The sequence below is a fragment of the Bradyrhizobium sp. UNPA324 genome (assembly GCF_006658635.1).
Taxonomy (GTDB): domain Bacteria; phylum Pseudomonadota; class Alphaproteobacteria; order Rhizobiales; family Xanthobacteraceae; genus Bradyrhizobium; species Bradyrhizobium nanningense.
Genome location: NZ_LFJD01000004.1, coordinates 1,703,938 through 1,718,671, shown reverse-complemented (window position 1 = coordinate 1,718,671; position 14,734 = coordinate 1,703,938). Strand labels below are relative to the sequence as shown.

13 protein-coding genes are annotated in these 14,734 nt (G+C 64.5%); 8 read left to right on the top strand and 5 right to left on the bottom strand.

Going from position 1 to position 14,734, the window contains the following annotated elements; translation table 11 throughout:
• Window positions 1-92: 92 nt before the first annotated feature.
• Complete coding sequence (locus tag UNPA324_RS08525) at window positions 93-1,172, bottom strand: quinone oxidoreductase family protein (RefSeq protein ID WP_141934402.1); 1,080 nt, start codon at window positions 1,170-1,172, stop codon at window positions 93-95.
• A 111-nt stretch (window positions 1,173-1,283) separates the two neighbouring features.
• Here UNPA324_RS08525 and UNPA324_RS08520 point away from each other — a divergent pair, with 111 nt between their 5' ends.
• Window positions 1,284-2,057 (top strand): helix-turn-helix transcriptional regulator, encoded by a 774-nt coding sequence (locus UNPA324_RS08520; protein WP_141934401.1) that lies wholly within the window; start codon window positions 1,284-1,286, stop codon window positions 2,055-2,057.
• A gap of 119 nt (window positions 2,058-2,176) precedes the next feature.
• On the opposite strand, the gene UNPA324_RS08515 is transcribed toward UNPA324_RS08520, so the two are convergent.
• Both UNPA324_RS08515 and UNPA324_RS35630 read right to left on the bottom strand, forming a co-directional pair.
• Window positions 2,177-3,085 carry a LysR substrate-binding domain-containing protein gene (locus UNPA324_RS08515; RefSeq protein WP_128917381.1) on the bottom strand — a complete coding sequence of 303 codons (909 nt, stop codon included), beginning with the start codon at window positions 3,083-3,085 and terminating at the stop codon, window positions 2,177-2,179.
• Window positions 3,086-3,171: 86 nt separating this feature from the next.
• Window positions 3,172-3,426, bottom strand: coding sequence for a hypothetical protein (locus UNPA324_RS35630; protein ID WP_246667315.1), 255 nt, complete (start codon window positions 3,424-3,426; stop codon window positions 3,172-3,174).
• On the opposite strand from UNPA324_RS35630, the gene UNPA324_RS08510 reads away from it, so the two are divergent.
• From UNPA324_RS08510 to map, 3 genes are all read left to right on the top strand, one after another.
• On the top strand, window positions 3,352-4,569 hold the full coding sequence (locus tag UNPA324_RS08510; RefSeq protein WP_246667290.1) for an FAD-binding oxidoreductase: 1,218 nt from the start codon (window positions 3,352-3,354) through the stop codon (window positions 4,567-4,569). The two genes, UNPA324_RS35630 and UNPA324_RS08510, sit on opposite strands and share 75 nt — an antisense overlap.
• A gap of 115 nt (window positions 4,570-4,684) precedes the next feature.
• Window positions 4,685-5,584, top strand: a complete 900-nt coding sequence (locus tag UNPA324_RS08505; protein ID WP_181769334.1) for a GNAT family N-acetyltransferase — start codon at window positions 4,685-4,687, stop codon at window positions 5,582-5,584.
• 162 nt (window positions 5,585-5,746) lie between these two features.
• A complete protein-coding gene (gene map / locus UNPA324_RS08500; protein ID WP_128917379.1) occupies window positions 5,747-6,496 on the top strand; it encodes a type I methionyl aminopeptidase in 750 nt (249 codons plus the stop codon).
• A 61-nt stretch (window positions 6,497-6,557) separates the two neighbouring features.
• Here map and UNPA324_RS08495 read toward each other — a convergent pair whose 3' ends face one another.
• Together UNPA324_RS08495 and UNPA324_RS08490 are read right to left on the bottom strand one after the other, a co-directional pair.
• The gene (locus UNPA324_RS08495) at window positions 6,558-6,830 is read right to left on the bottom strand and encodes a DUF3551 domain-containing protein (RefSeq protein ID WP_128917378.1); all 273 of its coding nucleotides are present in this window, start codon (window positions 6,828-6,830) and stop codon (window positions 6,558-6,560) included.
• Window position 6,831: 1 nt separating this feature from the next.
• On the bottom strand, window positions 6,832-7,140 hold the full coding sequence (locus UNPA324_RS08490) for a DUF3551 domain-containing protein (protein WP_128917729.1): 309 nt from the start codon (window positions 7,138-7,140) through the stop codon (window positions 6,832-6,834).
• Window positions 7,141-7,393: 253 nt separating this feature from the next.
• Here UNPA324_RS08490 and UNPA324_RS08485 point away from each other — a divergent pair, with 253 nt between their 5' ends.
• The 4 genes from UNPA324_RS08485 to UNPA324_RS08470 all read left to right on the top strand — a co-directional run.
• Window positions 7,394-8,116: an outer membrane protein gene (locus tag UNPA324_RS08485; RefSeq protein ID WP_141934399.1), complete on the top strand. Its 723-nt coding sequence runs from the start codon at window positions 7,394-7,396 to the stop codon at window positions 8,114-8,116.
• Between the two features lie 485 nt (window positions 8,117-8,601).
• The gene (gene dnaE, locus UNPA324_RS08480) at window positions 8,602-12,105 is read left to right on the top strand and encodes a DNA polymerase III subunit alpha (protein WP_141934398.1); all 3,504 of its coding nucleotides are present in this window, start codon (window positions 8,602-8,604) and stop codon (window positions 12,103-12,105) included.
• Between the two features lie 111 nt (window positions 12,106-12,216).
• Window positions 12,217-12,960, top strand: a complete 744-nt coding sequence (locus UNPA324_RS08475; protein ID WP_141934397.1) for a carbonic anhydrase — start codon at window positions 12,217-12,219, stop codon at window positions 12,958-12,960.
• A gap of 313 nt (window positions 12,961-13,273) precedes the next feature.
• Window positions 13,274-14,734: caspase family protein (locus UNPA324_RS08470; RefSeq protein WP_181769651.1), on the top strand; the 1,461-nt coding region annotated here is incomplete at its 3' end.

Below are 14,734 nucleotides of genomic sequence, written 5' to 3'. Positions count from 1 at the left end.
ATTCGCGAAAACAACCCCATGCACAGTAGCCAAGTGCTTGGCGGGATTTGCGAAAAAAATCGCGCGGTGGCGCTCCGCCGCGCCCTTCGGCCTCAAGGCCGAATCACCGTCAATTTGAACGGCCCGCCATTAGCGGCGGCGTGCTCGACGGCCTCGTTGGCGTGGTCGAGGTCGAAGGCCGTCGCCTCGTACTCCTCGAGCCTCAGCAGCCCCGCGCGCACCAGCGCGATCAGACGGCTCGCGGCATCCGGCGGGTACATCCAGACCCCGTGGATGCTGATGCAATTGCGCATGATCCAGGGGTAGGGCAGCTCGAGGCCCGCGCCGCCGGCCATGCCGACGCCGCCCATCAGCGCGACGCGGCCATAGGGACGCACCGTCATGACCGCCGCGCGCACGACGGTGGGGCTCACCGAGGGCGGCATGATGTCGAGCACGCAATCGATCGGCGAGGGCGCCGCGTGCTTCATCGCCTCGCGGTCGTCGTCCTCATGGCCGGTGAGCTTGACCGGTTTGACCCGCGGGCCGAAGCGGCAGACGAGGTCAGCCAGGATCGTCTCGTTGCGGCCGGGCGTGACCACGCAGGCCGCGCCCATCGCCAGCGCGACCGAGACGGCTGCGCTGCCGAAATTGCCGGTGGCCCCGCTCACCAGCACGGTCTCGCCTGGTCGCAGGTTCGCGGCCAGGAAGCCACCGTAGGGCACCAGCAGCGTGCCCAGCGCGCACCATTGCGTCGCGTCTTCCGACGTGATCGCGCCGAGAGGTTTCACATTCTCGGTCGGCAGTCGCATCTGCTCGGCAAACGAGCCGTGGCGGAAATGCCGTTGCAGGCGCATGCCGCCGGGGCCGGCAGCGGTCAGCCCTTGCAGTGCGATGTCGGGCGCGACGGCGTCGTCACGCGAACGCACAGTCGGATCGCAAAACACCCAGTCCCCAACGCCGAGCTTGGTCGCATCCGGGCCGATCGCGCGCACCCGGCCGATGCCGCCGGGACCCGGGATGATCGGCAGGTCGAGCGCGTAATTGCGCGTCCCATCGAAGACCTCGTTCATGTAGGACAAGACGCGTGTGGCGACGACATCGACGATGACCTCGCCGGTGCCGAGCACCGGTTCGGGAGCATTTTCGATTACCAGCGGCGAACCGAAGGATTTGAGCACGGCAGCTTTCATGATGTTTCACCTCAAAATCGGGTGAGGCCCATATGCGCCGCCTTGGAGGAGACAAGAAGGCCTGGTATTATCCTAGTATTATGGAGACCCTCCATCGCGGGAGCGACAGCATTGGCCGACCCACGCCGCATCGAGTTCGGCGATTTTCTCAGGTCCCGCCGCGAAAAGCTGTCGCCGAAGGCTGTCGGGCTTCCGATCGGCCGGCGCCGGCGCACCGCGGGGCTGCGGCGTGAGGAAGTCGCGCAGCTCGCCGGCATCGGCGTCGACTGGTACATCCGCCTCGAGCAGGGCCGCACCGTCAGCCCGTCCGTCACCACCATTGACGCGCTGGCCCGTGCGCTGCGTCTCAGCAAGACCGAGCACGCCCACCTGAAGGCCTTAGCGCGCGACGGCACCAGAAGCGCGTTCACGCGCGAGGTCGTGCCACCACCCATTCGGCGGATGATCGCGAGCCTGCACCAGCCGGCCTACATCACCGGGCGGCGCTGGGACGTGCTGACCTGGAACGAGGCGGCCGAGGACATCTTCGCCTTTGGGCAATTGCCGGAGCAGGATCGCAACACGCTGCTGCTGGTGCTGACGAACAAGCAGACGCGAAAGGTCTATGGCGCGGGCTGGACGGAGGTTGCCAAGAGCATGGTCGCGATGTTTCGCGCCACCCACGACGTCTGGGCCGGCGATCCCGCCTTCGCGGAGCTGCTGACGCGGCTGCGCCAGGGTAGTCCGGAATTCGTCAAATGGTGGGAAGCCCACGACATCCGCAGCACGATGTCCGGCCTCAAGACCATGAACCATCCGACCAGGGGCGTGCTCCGGTTCGAGCACACCAGTTTCCAGGCCAACGACGATCCCGCGTTGAAGCTGGTGATTTACACGCCGGTGTGAGGTGTGGAGCGGTGAAGGCCAGCGCGTCTGCCGTCGGGAGGCAGGCGGGAGCTGTTGCGGTCAGTCCGTCCTGCACCGCTTGAGCTGCATTGGACATTTCGGGCGCACCGAGCAGCGGATCAAGGACTTGATCGTAACCACTCCGAGAAGGCGCGGATGGTCCGCGCGCGAGGATGGTTCGGCTTGCTGACCACATGGAAGCTGTAGCCAGGCAAACTCAACTTGAACACTTTCACGAGCGTTCCAGCTGCGAGGTCGTTAGCGACGAGCACATCACTGAAAACCCCCACGCCCTGTCCGGCGATCACCGCTTCGATGGCGTGCAGTTCCTCCCGGAAACTCAAGTGTTGCATGTCCTTGAATTGGGGCACTTCGCGCCACCTGCGCTGAGCCGTGGCGAGCCATCTCTGCCATGTCGGTGGTTCGCGATCGGCAGGAGACCAATAGGAGTGGATCAGAACGTGGCTCGCAAGGTCGAGCGGTCGTTTCAGCCGCCCCGTTGCAAGTAGACGCGGACTGCAGACCGGCCAGAATGTATCGCTGAAGAGATCATCGACGATTCCGTCCGTCGGCCGGACTCGGCTGGTCGCATAGCGAATGGCGACGTCGCCATCTCCGGCCTGCAGATCGAGCACACTGTCCGTGCCGATGACGTCGAGCCGGACGTCGGGATGCAGCTTCCGCCAGAGCGGCAGGCGAGGCACGAGCCAGCGGCTCGCGAAAGCGTTGGTCGTCGTCACCCGAAGAGGCTGTTGGTCGCCTTCCTGCCTGACGGCCATAATTGCAGCCGCAAACACCTCAAGGCCGTCGCGGATGGCGGGAAAAAGCCGCGCGCCGGCATCGGTCAGAGAAAGAGGCCGCGGCCTGCGGCGGAATAGAGCGCGACCGCAATACTGCTCAAGCAGCCCGATCTGGTGGCTGATCGCCGTTGGCGTTACGCCGAGTTCGGCCGCGGCCTTCTTGAAGCTCAGGTGGCGAGCGGCAGCTTCAAAGGCGCGAAGCTCGATCAGGGGCGGCAACTTGTGCATGAGGTCAGTGTAGGTGAAATCAATTCACCGTCACCTGAATTCTTCGGATTTGCTCCGAGACAGCTCGCGATCGAGGATATCGCCAGTCAGGCTGAGGAGACCATGTCATGTCGTCGATCGCATCTGTCGCCAGCGCTGCCGCCGATCTTGGCGCTTCCTTCGGAGGACAACTCCTCAAGCCAGCCGACGAGGGTTATGAGGAGGCGCGAAGGGTCCACAATGGGCTGGTCGACAAACGGCCGGCATTGATTGCCAGGTGCCGCAGCGTGGCCGATGTCGTTGATGCCGTCGCGCTTGCGACCAAGCTCGGCCTCGAGGTCGCGGTTCGCGGCGGCGGCCATAACGTGGCAGGGCGCGCAACCATCGACGGCGGAATCATGATCGACCTCTCGCCCATGAAGGGCGTTCGGGTCGACCCCGTCGGCAAGACCGTATGGGCGCAGGGCGGCGTCACCTGGGGCGAGGTTAATCGCGAAACTCAACTTCACGGGCTTGCGGTCACCGGCGGCGTGGTCTCGACCACCGGGATCGCCGGCCTGACCCTCGGCGGAGGCCTGGGCTGGCTGATGGGCAAGTACGGCCTTGCACTGGATAACTTGCGGGCGGTCGAACTCGTCACCGCCGAGGGCAGGGTTCTACGGGCCAGCAAGCAAGAGGAGCCCGATCTGTTCTGGGCCATCCGCGGAGGCGGCGGAAACTTCGGGATCGCCACCGGCCTCGAATACGATCTTCATACGGTCGGGCCGATCATCACCGGCGGTCCGATCATCCACCCGATCGAGCGCTCCCGTGATGTGCTCGAATTCTTCAGGGCCAGCACGCGATCGCTGCCGGACGAGCACATGCTGTTTGCATCCCTGACCCACGCGCCCGACGGGTCCGGCACGGAAGTCGCCGCCCTGGTCACCAGCCATTGCGGTCCGGTCGCGGATGCAGAAGACGCGATGCGGCCGCTCAAACAGTTCGGGGCTCCGATCCTGGATGCGGTCGGACCGATGCCCTATTGCGAACTCAACCGCATGCTCGACGCCAACTATCCGAAAGGCGCCTTCAATTATTGGAAATCGAACTTCCTCTCGGAGCTGAGCGATGCTGCGATTGCGACCATGATCGATTGTTTCGCGCGTTGCCCGACGTCCATGGGGCAGTTCCTCCTCGAGCACATCCATGGTGCGGCGGCCCGCGTCGATACAGCGTATACGGCATTTCCGCACCGGCAGGAGGGCTATAATTTTCTGATCCTTGCGCAATGGATGCAGCCCAGCGATACGAGCCGCTGCATCTCCTGGGCACGAGACACCTACGAAAGGATGCGCCCCTTCTTTGCCTCAGGCCGCTATGTCAATTATCTCGATGATGACGAGACCGGCGATCCTGTCGCTGCCGCCTGTGGACCGAATTACCGGCGTCTGCAGCGGATCAAAGCGAAATACGACCCGACTAACTTCTTCCGCATGAACCAGAACATCCGGCCGCTGGCCTGATTTCCAGACAAGGATTTCGTCGCTCTCATCCTGTTAAGACGTCGGTCAAAAATGACGATGCTGCGGCCCGTTTCGTTAGTCGGCGGGGCGTGGCGATTCCGGGGGAGGACTCGAAATGGCTATCGTGTGCCGGCCCGCTCGCATGGAGGACTTGAAGCAAGCCGACGAAATGGTGGTCGCCAGCATCAATGAACTCACCGAACGGCGGGGCTTCGGAAGGATGGCGTCCTCCCGTCCGCAGGATTTCCAAGCTTTCTCGCTAGCGGACGATCCCGAAGGTCTTTGGGTAGCCGATGACGACGGAGAAATTGTCGGTTTCGCGTGGAGCTGGGTTTGTGGCGAGCTTTGGTTTCTGGCGCAGCTGTTCGTGGCCCCTGATCGCCAGAGCGATGGCATCGGCAATCAACTCATCAGTAAAACGTTCGCCCAGGCAGATATGCGCGGAGCATCGATCAAGGCGCTCATCACCTTCACATTCAACAACGTTTCTCAAGGATTATACATCCGTCACGGACTGTTCCCGCGCTTTCCGATCTACATGGTCAGCGTACCTCGTGACCGTTTGGCGTCGCGCTTGGCTGAGCCGCGGCTCCGTCTTGAATCTCTCGCGGACAGGACCGCCGGGCTCGATGAGCTGGGACTCATTGATGTCGTTGCTCTCGGTGTCTCCAGAGCAAAGCATCATCGCTATCTCCTGAGCGATGGCACGACGGGCGGGTACACCATTCACTCGGACAGCGAGTGCGTAGGGTACGTCTATATTTCGGACGGACACATTGGCCCGCTTGCAGTCCGCCGACCGGATCTCGTGGGCTCTGCGCTTGCTGCTGCGTTGTCGCGCGCGGCAAAGAGTGATTTTCCGACCATTTCGGCCTTCATACCGGGCGCGAGCGAGCCAGCGCTCAAGGCAGCGATCGACCACGGGATGCATTTGACATTCCCGATGTTGCTGATGTCGAATCGACCGTTCGGAGATTGGGCCAGCTACCTCCCGCGCAACCCGGGTTTCATGTAGTTCAATCCAGGCTCGTACTTGGGCCATTCGCCGACGTCCGGGCCGCGAGCATGCGCCCCGCGGAATTAGCGGCGCGGCCGCGGCAAGATTCTCCGGTGCGCGCTCCGATTTGCAAGCCGCCCACACAAGCGCTATGCCCCGGCTTTCGTAGAGAGCCCCAACATGACGATCTCTGACGACGACGACCTGACGCGCCTGAAAGAGATCGGGCGCATCGTCGCCAATACGCTGGAAGCGATGGGGAAGGCGATCGAGCCGGGCATGACCACCTCCGAACTCGACCAGATCGGGCGAAAGCTGCTGGAGGCCGCCGGGGCCCGTTCGGCGCCGGAGCTGGCTTACGATTTTCCCGGCGCGACCTGCATCAGCGTGAACGAGGAGATCGCTCACGGCATCCCGGGCGAGCGGCGGATCGCGCGCGGCGATCTCGTGAACATCGACGTGTCAGCCGAGAAGAACGGCTTCTTTGCCGATACCGGTGCCTCCTTCGCCGTTCCGCCCGTCGCCCGTGCGATTGAGCGTCTTTGCCGGAACGGCCGGCGGGCGATGTGGACAGGCCTGCAGCAGGTTGGCGCCGGCAGGCCGATTGCCGGGATCGGGCAGGCGATCGGGAGCTTTGCGCGGAAAAACGGCTACAGCCTGGTCAGGAATCTTGCCAGTCACGGTGTCGGTTTGTCGCTCCATGAGGAGCCGACGGAGATCGCAACGTGGCCCGATCGTTCGGAACGCCGCATCATGACCGATGGCTTGGTGTTCACCGTCGAGCCGTTCCTCTCCATGGGGGCCGAGTGGGCGGAGAATGGCGATGACCCATGGACACTCTACAGCAGCCCCGAGGCGCCGACCGTGCAGTACGAACACACCGTGATCGCCACAAGGCACGGTCCTTTGATCGTGACAATGGCTGGATAAGGTTGCCGAGCCCGGGGACGGATCACGTCAGACGGTCGATGATCTGAAGGGCCGGTCTCGATCAGGGCGATCGCGGCGTCGGCGTCTGGGTGGCCGGCCTCGCGCGGCGAGCAGGTTTCTTCGGTGGAAAATACGGGTTCACCACGCAACTCGCCGAACGTCCGACGGCGAGATATTTGCACTGCTCGAGCGAGCCGTAGCGGCAGTCAAAATAGCCGACGGGGCCGTAGATCTGCATGCAGACGGGATAGCTCGGGTCATAGGTCTGCGCGTGAGCAGCCGCGGTCGCGAGCAGCACGCCCGCCGAGAGGAGCGCGACAGGGACGCGGCGCATCTCAGCGTGGCAGGTAGTACCCGGGCGCCAGATTGCGCGGACGATTTTGATAGGCGTACGGATCATCGCTCTGTCCCGCAAAATATGGATTTGCGATGCAGGTCAGCGCGCGGCCTGATGCGCTTGCCTGACACTGCGCGTAGGTGTCGAACCTGCAATTGCTGAGCCCCGGCCATTCATCGCCGGTGAGGCAGAACGGATGATGCGTGCCAAACGCGCGCGCCGGTGTGCTTGCGCTCGACGCCAGTGCAAATGTGGCGAGAGCGAGCGAAAATGTGGCGACAATGGGGGAGGCAATTCCTCTACGCATCTTCAATTCTCCATCACGCGAATGTGCGCGCGACGTTGTTACGCGCGCATGCAATTTATCTCGTCTCGTCGACAATGGAACTACAGAAAACACTTGTTTCAAAGGGTTTCGGATACGCGCTGATAAATCTTCATTAATGAAACGCGGGCCTTTGGCGCGAACTGTGGCGTCGAGGTTACAGCAATTCCGTTGATCGCTGTTATGACCAACGCACGGCCGGGGGGCCCATCGACGAAACTGGAACGGGAATCAAATGAAGAAGAATTTGTTGCTTGCTGCTGTGAGCCTTGTCGCGCTGAGCGCGGCCGCGCCGGCGCTGGCTGCTGACCTCGCAGCACGGCCCTACACCAAGGCGCCCGCGATGGTCGCCGCGATCTACGACTGGAGCGGCTTCTACATCGGTATCAACGGCGGCGGCGGTTCGTCGCACTCCACCTGGGATCTCGTCGGCGGCGGCCGTGAGGGTTCGCACGATGCGACCGGCGGCACGGTCGGTGGCCAGATCGGCTATCGCTGGCAGTCCGGCCAGTGGGTGTTCGGCGTGGAAGGTCAGGGCAACTGGGCCGACTTCGCGGGTGACAACGTCAGCGCGCTGTTCGCCACTCGCAATCGCTCGAAGATCGATTCGTTCGGTCTGATCACCGGTCAGGTCGGCTACGCCTGGAACAACGTCCTGCTCTACGTCAAGGGCGGTGCGGCTGTGGTCGGCGTCAAGTACGACGTGTTCAGCACGGCCTCGGGCGCGCTGCTGTCCTCGAACGACCAGACCCGTTGGGGCGGTACGGTCGGCGCCGGCCTCGAGTACGGTTTTGCGCCGAACTGGTCGGTTGGCGTCGAGTACAACCACATCTTCCTGTCGGACAAGGATGTCACGTTCGCAGGCTTGGCGGGTACCGACCGCATCAAGCAGGACGTCGACATGGGGCTCGTCCGCCTGAACTACAAGTTCGGCGGGCCGGTGCTCGGCCGTTACTGATCCTGATCGCTCGCCTTCGAGCGTTCGTCGAAAAGCCCCGGCCTTCGCCGGGGCTTTTTTATTGCGTGAATTCAGCGAGTTAACCATTGCCCCTGGAGGTCGTCCGCCACGCTTGACTCCTCAGAACAAAATGAGAACAATGTTCTTCATGCGTTCTAGCAAGGGAGCGAGACATGTTCAGGGTTTTCGTCGAAGAGGCCGCCGCACTGGCGTCGATCACGCTGTTCGTCGGGATGATCGCGATCTGGGCTCAAGTCATACCGCAGCTCTAGGGCAGTGGTTTTGTAGTCCGGCGTTCCTTCTCGGCCAGTGCCCTTGGGGAAAAGCAGGACGACGCGGCCAATTGGCCGCTCCGACGTGGACTCTGAAGCTGCGACACCTCACCATTGCGCGGCGAGTCGGCGGAGGAGGGCAGATGCGGGTGCATGATGCCTTGAAGAGCCGGCGACCGCTCCATTCCATCTGCAAGAGGCCGTCACGCGACCATGCCGAGCGCCGGATTTGTCCACCTTCACGTTCACTCGGCCTATTCGCTGCTCAAGGGCTCGATCAAGATCGCCAAGCTCGCCGAGCTTGCCAAGAAGGACCACCAGCCGGCCCTGGCGCTGACTGACACCGACAACATGTTCGGCGCGCTGGAATTCTCCGACAAGATGGCGGGTTCCGGCATCCAGCCGATCGTCGGCTGCGAGCTGGCGATCGATTTCGGCGATCAGGATCCGAATGCGCGCAGCGCGATGGCGCCGTCGCGCGTGGTGCTGCTGACAGCGCAGGAGCGCGGCTATCGCAGCCTGATGCGGCTGAACTCGCGCGCGTTCCTGGAGACGCCTGACACCCATGCGCCGTTCATCAAGTTCGACTGGCTCGAGGGCGAGACCGAGGGCCTGATCGCGCTGACGGGTGGACCGGACGGGCCGATCTCGCTGGCACTGGCCGGCGGTCATGCCGAGCTTGCGGCCTTACGCTGCGAGCGTCTGGCCGGCCTGTTCGGCGATCGCCTCTATATCGAATTGCAGCGCCACAACACCGAGAAGGAGCGGCGCGTCGAAAGCAGCTTGATCGACATCGCCTACGCCCAGGGTCTGCCGCTGGTCGCGACCAACGAGCCTTATTTCGCGACGACCGATGATTACGAGGCGCATGACGCGCTGCTCTGCATCGCCGGCGGGCGGCTGATCGCCGAGACCGAGCGCGAGCAGCTCACGCCCGATCATCGTTTCAAGACGCGTGCCGAGATGGCGGTGCTGTTCGCCGACATTCCCGAGGCGCTGGCCTCGACGGTGGAGATCGCCGAGCGTTGCTCGTTCCGCCCGATGACGCGCAAGCCGATCCTGCCGTTCTTCACCGTCGGCGCCGCGCAGAGCTCGGACGCCGCCGCAGTCGAGGCGGCCGAATTGAAGCGCCAGGCGGAGGAGGGGCTCGCCAAGCGCCTCAGCGTCCACGGCCTGTCGCAAGGCACCACCGAAGAGGATTACGACAAGCGCCTGGCGTTCGAGCTCGACGTCATCATGCGCATGAAATACGCGGGCTACTTCCTGATCGTGTCCGACTTCATCAAATGGGCGAAGAGCCAAGGCATTCCGGTCGGGCCGGGCCGCGGCTCCGGCGCGGGCTCGCTGGTGGCATGGGCGCTGACCATCACCGACCTCGATCCCATCAAGTTCGGCCTGCTGTTCGAGCGCTTCCTCAATCCCGAACGCGTCTCGATGCCGGACTTCGACATCGACTTCTGCCAGGACCGCCGCGGCGAGGTGATCAAGTACGTCCAGCAGCGCTACGGCCGCGACCAGGTCGCGCAGATCATCACCTTCGGAACGCTGCAGGCGCGCGGCGTGCTGCGCGACGTCGGTCGCGTGCTGCAAATGCCCTATGGCCAGGTCGACAAGCTGACCAAGCTGGTGCCGCAGAATCCGGCCGCGCCCGTCACGCTCGCGGCGGCGATCGAGAGCGAGCCGAAGCTCCAGGCATTCCGCGACGAAGATCCGATCGTGGCGCGCGCCTTCGACATCGCCCAGCGCCTCGAAGGCCTGACGCGGCACGCCTCGACCCATGCCGCCGGCATCGTGATTGGCGATCGCCCCTTGAGCGAACTCGTGCCGATGTACCGCGATCCGAAGTCGGACATGCCGGTGACCCAGTTCAACATGAAATGGGTCGAGCCGGCCGGCCTCGTCAAATTCGACTTCCTCGGGTTGAAGACGCTGACCGTGCTCGACGTCGCGGTGAAGCTGCTGAAGCCGCGCAACATCCACATCGATCTCGCCACGCTGCCGATCGACGATGCCGAGAGCTACCAGATGCTGGCCCGCGGCGAGGTGGTCGGCGTGTTCCAGGTTGAAAGCCAGGGCATGCGGCGCGCGCTCGTCGATATGCGCCCGGACCGTTTCGAGGACATCATCGCGCTGGTCGCGCTGTATCGGCCGGGCCCGATGGCGAACATCCCGACCTATTGCGCGCGCAAGCATGGCGACGAGGAGCCGGAATATCTGCATCCCGTGCTGGAGCCGATCCTGAAGGAGACCTTCGGCGTCATCATCTACCAGGAACAGGTGATGCAGATCGCGCAGGTTATGTCGGGCTATTCGCTCGGCGACGCCGACCTCTTGCGCCGCGCCATGGGCAAGAAGATCCGCGCCGAGATGGACAAGCAGCGCGACATCTTCGTCGCGGGCGCGGTGAAGAACGGCGTGCCGAAGGGGCAGGCCGAGACCATCTTCGAGCTGCTGGCCAAGTTCGCCGACTACGGCTTCAACAAGAGCCATGCGGCAGCCTATGCGCTGGTGTCCTACCACACCGCCTACATGAAGGCGCATTATCCGGTGGAGTTCATCGCCGCGTCGATGACGCTCGATCTCAACAACACCGACAAGCTCTCCGAATTCCGCTCGGAGGCGCAGCGCCTCGGCATCAAGGTCGAGCCGCCGAACATCAACCGGTCGGGCGCGACCTTCGAGGTCGGCGAGAAGACGATCTACTACGCGCTCGCGGCGCTGAAGGGCGTCGGCATCCAGGCGATCGAGCAGATCATCGAAGAACGCACCAAGCGGGGATTGTTCACCTCGCTCGCCGACTTCGCCGCGCGGGTCAATCCGCGCGCGATCAACAAGCGCATCATCGAAAGTCTCGCCGCCGCCGGCGCCTTCGACACGCTGGAGCCGAACCGTGCCCGCGTCTTCGCCGGCGCGGACTCGATCCTGGCCGCCTGCCAGCGCGCGCATCAGGCCGAGACCATCGGCCAGAACGACATGTTCGGGATGTCGGCGGATGCACCCACCATCATGCTGCCGCAGATCGAGCCGTGGCTGCCGGCCGAAAAACTCCGCCGCGAATACGACGCCGTCGGCTTCTTCCTTTCGGGCCATCCGCTCGACGATTACGCCACCGTGCTGAAGCGGCTGCGGGTGCAGAGCTGGGCGGAATTCTCGCGCGCGGTGAAGACCGGCGCCACCGCCGGCAAGGTCGCGGCCACCGTGGTCTCGCGCATGGAGCGGCGCACCAAGACCGGCAACAAGATGGGCATCATGGGGCTCTCCGATCCCACGGGCCACTTCGAGGCGGTGCTGTTCTCCGAAGGCCTCGCGCAATATCGCGACGTGCTGGAGCCGGGCGCCGCCGTGCTGCTGCAACTGGGCGCCGAGCTGCAGGGCGAGGACGTCCGCGCCCGCGTGCTGCACGCCGAGCCGCTCGACGATGCCGCCGCCAAGACGCAGAAGGGCCTGCGCATCTTCGTGCGCGACACCAAGCCGCTGGATTCGATCGCCAAGCGTTTGGCCGGCCCCGACATGGCCGCATCGAACGGCGCCGCGCCGAAGGTCGGCAGTCCGGGCATCGCGCCGCGCGGAAATGGCGACGGCGAGGTCTCGCTGGTGATGATGCTCGACCTCGAGACCGAGGTCGAGATGAAGCTGCCCGGCCGCTTCAAGGTCTCGCCGCAGATCGCCGGCGCGATCAAGGCGGTCGCGGGAGTGGTGGACGTGCAACAGATCTGACACTGTCAGCGCCGCAAACCAAAGCTTAACTATCAAGCTCACGCATGGTTTCGAAGTCTGCCGGGCACAGCTATCAGTTGTCGCCCGGCGCGCAACCAAGGAAGAACAACCATGTGTGACAAATGCTCTGAAAATCTGCATCAATCGCTCGCTCCCTCCCGCCGCTCGATGATGCTTTTCGCCGCCTCCGCGCTCGGGATGGCGGCCTTTGGCGGGCCTGCGTCGGCCAAGAACGCGAAGGCGCCGCCGAAACCTCAGAACGTGCTGTCGCCCGATGCGGCGCTGAAGCGGCTGATGGAGGGCAATTCGCGCTACGTGTCAGGCGTTTCGCGCCGCCACGACTTCACGCATGAGCGCGAGGCACTGGTCGGCGGTCAAAATCCCTACGCGGCCGTTCTGAGCTGCGCCGATTCACGGATCGCGCCCGAATATGCCTTCGACAGTGGACGCGGCGACCTGTTCGTGTGTCGCGTCGCCGGAAATTTTGCCGGCGATGAGACGGTTGCGAGCATGGAATACACCGTCGCCGTGCTCGGCACGCCCCTGATCCTGGTGCTCGGCCACGACAATTGCGGTGCCGTCGACGCGACGATCAAGTCGCTGAAGGACGACAAGCCGCTGCCCGGGCACATCCCCGCGCTGGTCTCCGCGATCGCGCCGGCGGTGAAGACGGCGGCGCAGCAGAGCGGGAATGCGCTCGACAACGCCATCCGCCAGAACGTCATCGACAACGTTGCCAAGCTCAAATCGGCCGCCCCGATCCTCAATGCCGCGGTCGAGCAGGGCAAGCTCAAGGTGGTCGGCGGTATCTATCGGTTGAGCACGGGGACCGTCGAGTTGCTTGCCCAGGGCTAAAGCCCACCTTCCGGAGTACCGGGGCCAGGCGGTCGTGCCTCTGCCCAACAGAGGCCGGCCGCCGTACATTCGGCCGGCGCGATGCTCGACGCCCGATCTGATCGCACCGTTGGGGACTTGAACGAGTCTCGCGCAGTTTCTAGGCTGCGCCGCGGCTGATTTGAGGCTGACTTCAAGCTGACTTGGAGCTGACGCCGGCCGTGACGAAGGCCACGCCATCGCCTCAATCCGAGCTTTTCGTTCAACGGCCGTTCAGCCGGCCGCGCGCTTGATGCGTGGTGGCACCTCAACAACAATCACGGGCAAGCAAGCCATGCGTGGGACGTTCAGAGTTTTCATTTGCCTTCTCCTGCCGATCGTGGCTCTTGCCGCCGGCGCGCCGGACGCAGCCCGGGCCCAGCAGCAGGAGAAGCGCATCGCGCTCGTGGTCGGCAATGGCGCCTATGCCAAGTCACCGCTGGCAACGACCGCCAACGACGCCGGCCTGATCGCACAGACGCTGCAGGCGGCCGGCTTCGACGTCGTCGGAGCGCGCGATCTCGACGGCGACACGCTGCGCAAGAGTTTCCGCGACTTCATCCAGAAGGCCCAGGCCTCGGGGCCGGGAACGGTCGCGATGATCTATCTCGCCGGCTATGGCGTGCAGCTTGCCGGCGAGAACTACTTCGTCCCGGTCGATTCCAACATCGCCCGCGACACCGACATTCCGACCGAGGCCCTGCGCGTCAGCGACTATGTGCGCCAGCTCGCGTCCATTCCGCTCAAGGCCAACATCGTCGTGCTCGACGCGGCCCGCGCGCAGCCTTTCATCGAGGGCGGTCAGCAGATCGCGAGCGGTCTGGCGCTGGTCGAGCCGGAAGCGAACATGCTGATCGCCTTCAACGCTGCGCCCGGCACTGTGGCCCCGCAGGAGCCGGGGCCATATGGCATCTATGCGCAGTCACTGGCCGAGATGATCCGCACCGGCGGCCTGCCGCTGCCCGAGGTGTTCGACCGCGTCCGCCTGCGCGTCAACGAGGCCTCCAAGGGTGCGCAGGTGCCCTGGAACGAGCAGAAGATCTCGGCGCCGTTCTCGTTCTTCGAGCGCGGGCCCGATGCGCCGCCGCCGGAGGCCGCGCCGGACCAGGTCGCCGCGATCCGGAGCAAGCCGATCCGCGATCTCGGCGTGCAGGACGCCTATGCCGCCGCGCTCGAACGCGACACGCTGCCGGCCTATGAGGAATTTCTCGCCGCCTATCCCGGTGATCCACTCGCAAAGCGCGTGATGGCGATCGTCGCGGCGCGCCGCGAGGCGATCACCTGGCGGCGGACCTACCGGACCGACACGCCGGAGGCCTATTGGTCGTATCTACGCCGCTATCCGCGCGGGCCGCATGCGGCGGATGCACGCCGGCGCCTCGCGATCCTCACCGCGCCGGCCGAGCCGCCGCCGAGCTTTGCGATGATCGACTACGACGTGCCGCCACCGCCGCCGGAGGAGGTGGTCTATGTCGACCGTCCGGTGCTGTATTTCAGCGACCCCGATTTCGGCTTCGCGCCGCCACCGCCGCCGCCGGTCTACTATCTACCGCCGCCGCCGCCGGATTTCGTCGTGCTGCCGCCGCCGCTGCCGGTGGTCGGCCTGTTCGTGCTGCCGCAGCCGGTGTTCGTGCCGATCCCGGCGTTCGTCAGTCCCCCGGTCTACGTCGCGCCGCCGCCGAACAACATCATCTACCAGAACATCCACAATACGACGGTCATCAACAACGTGATCAACCAGCCGCCGGCGCCGGCC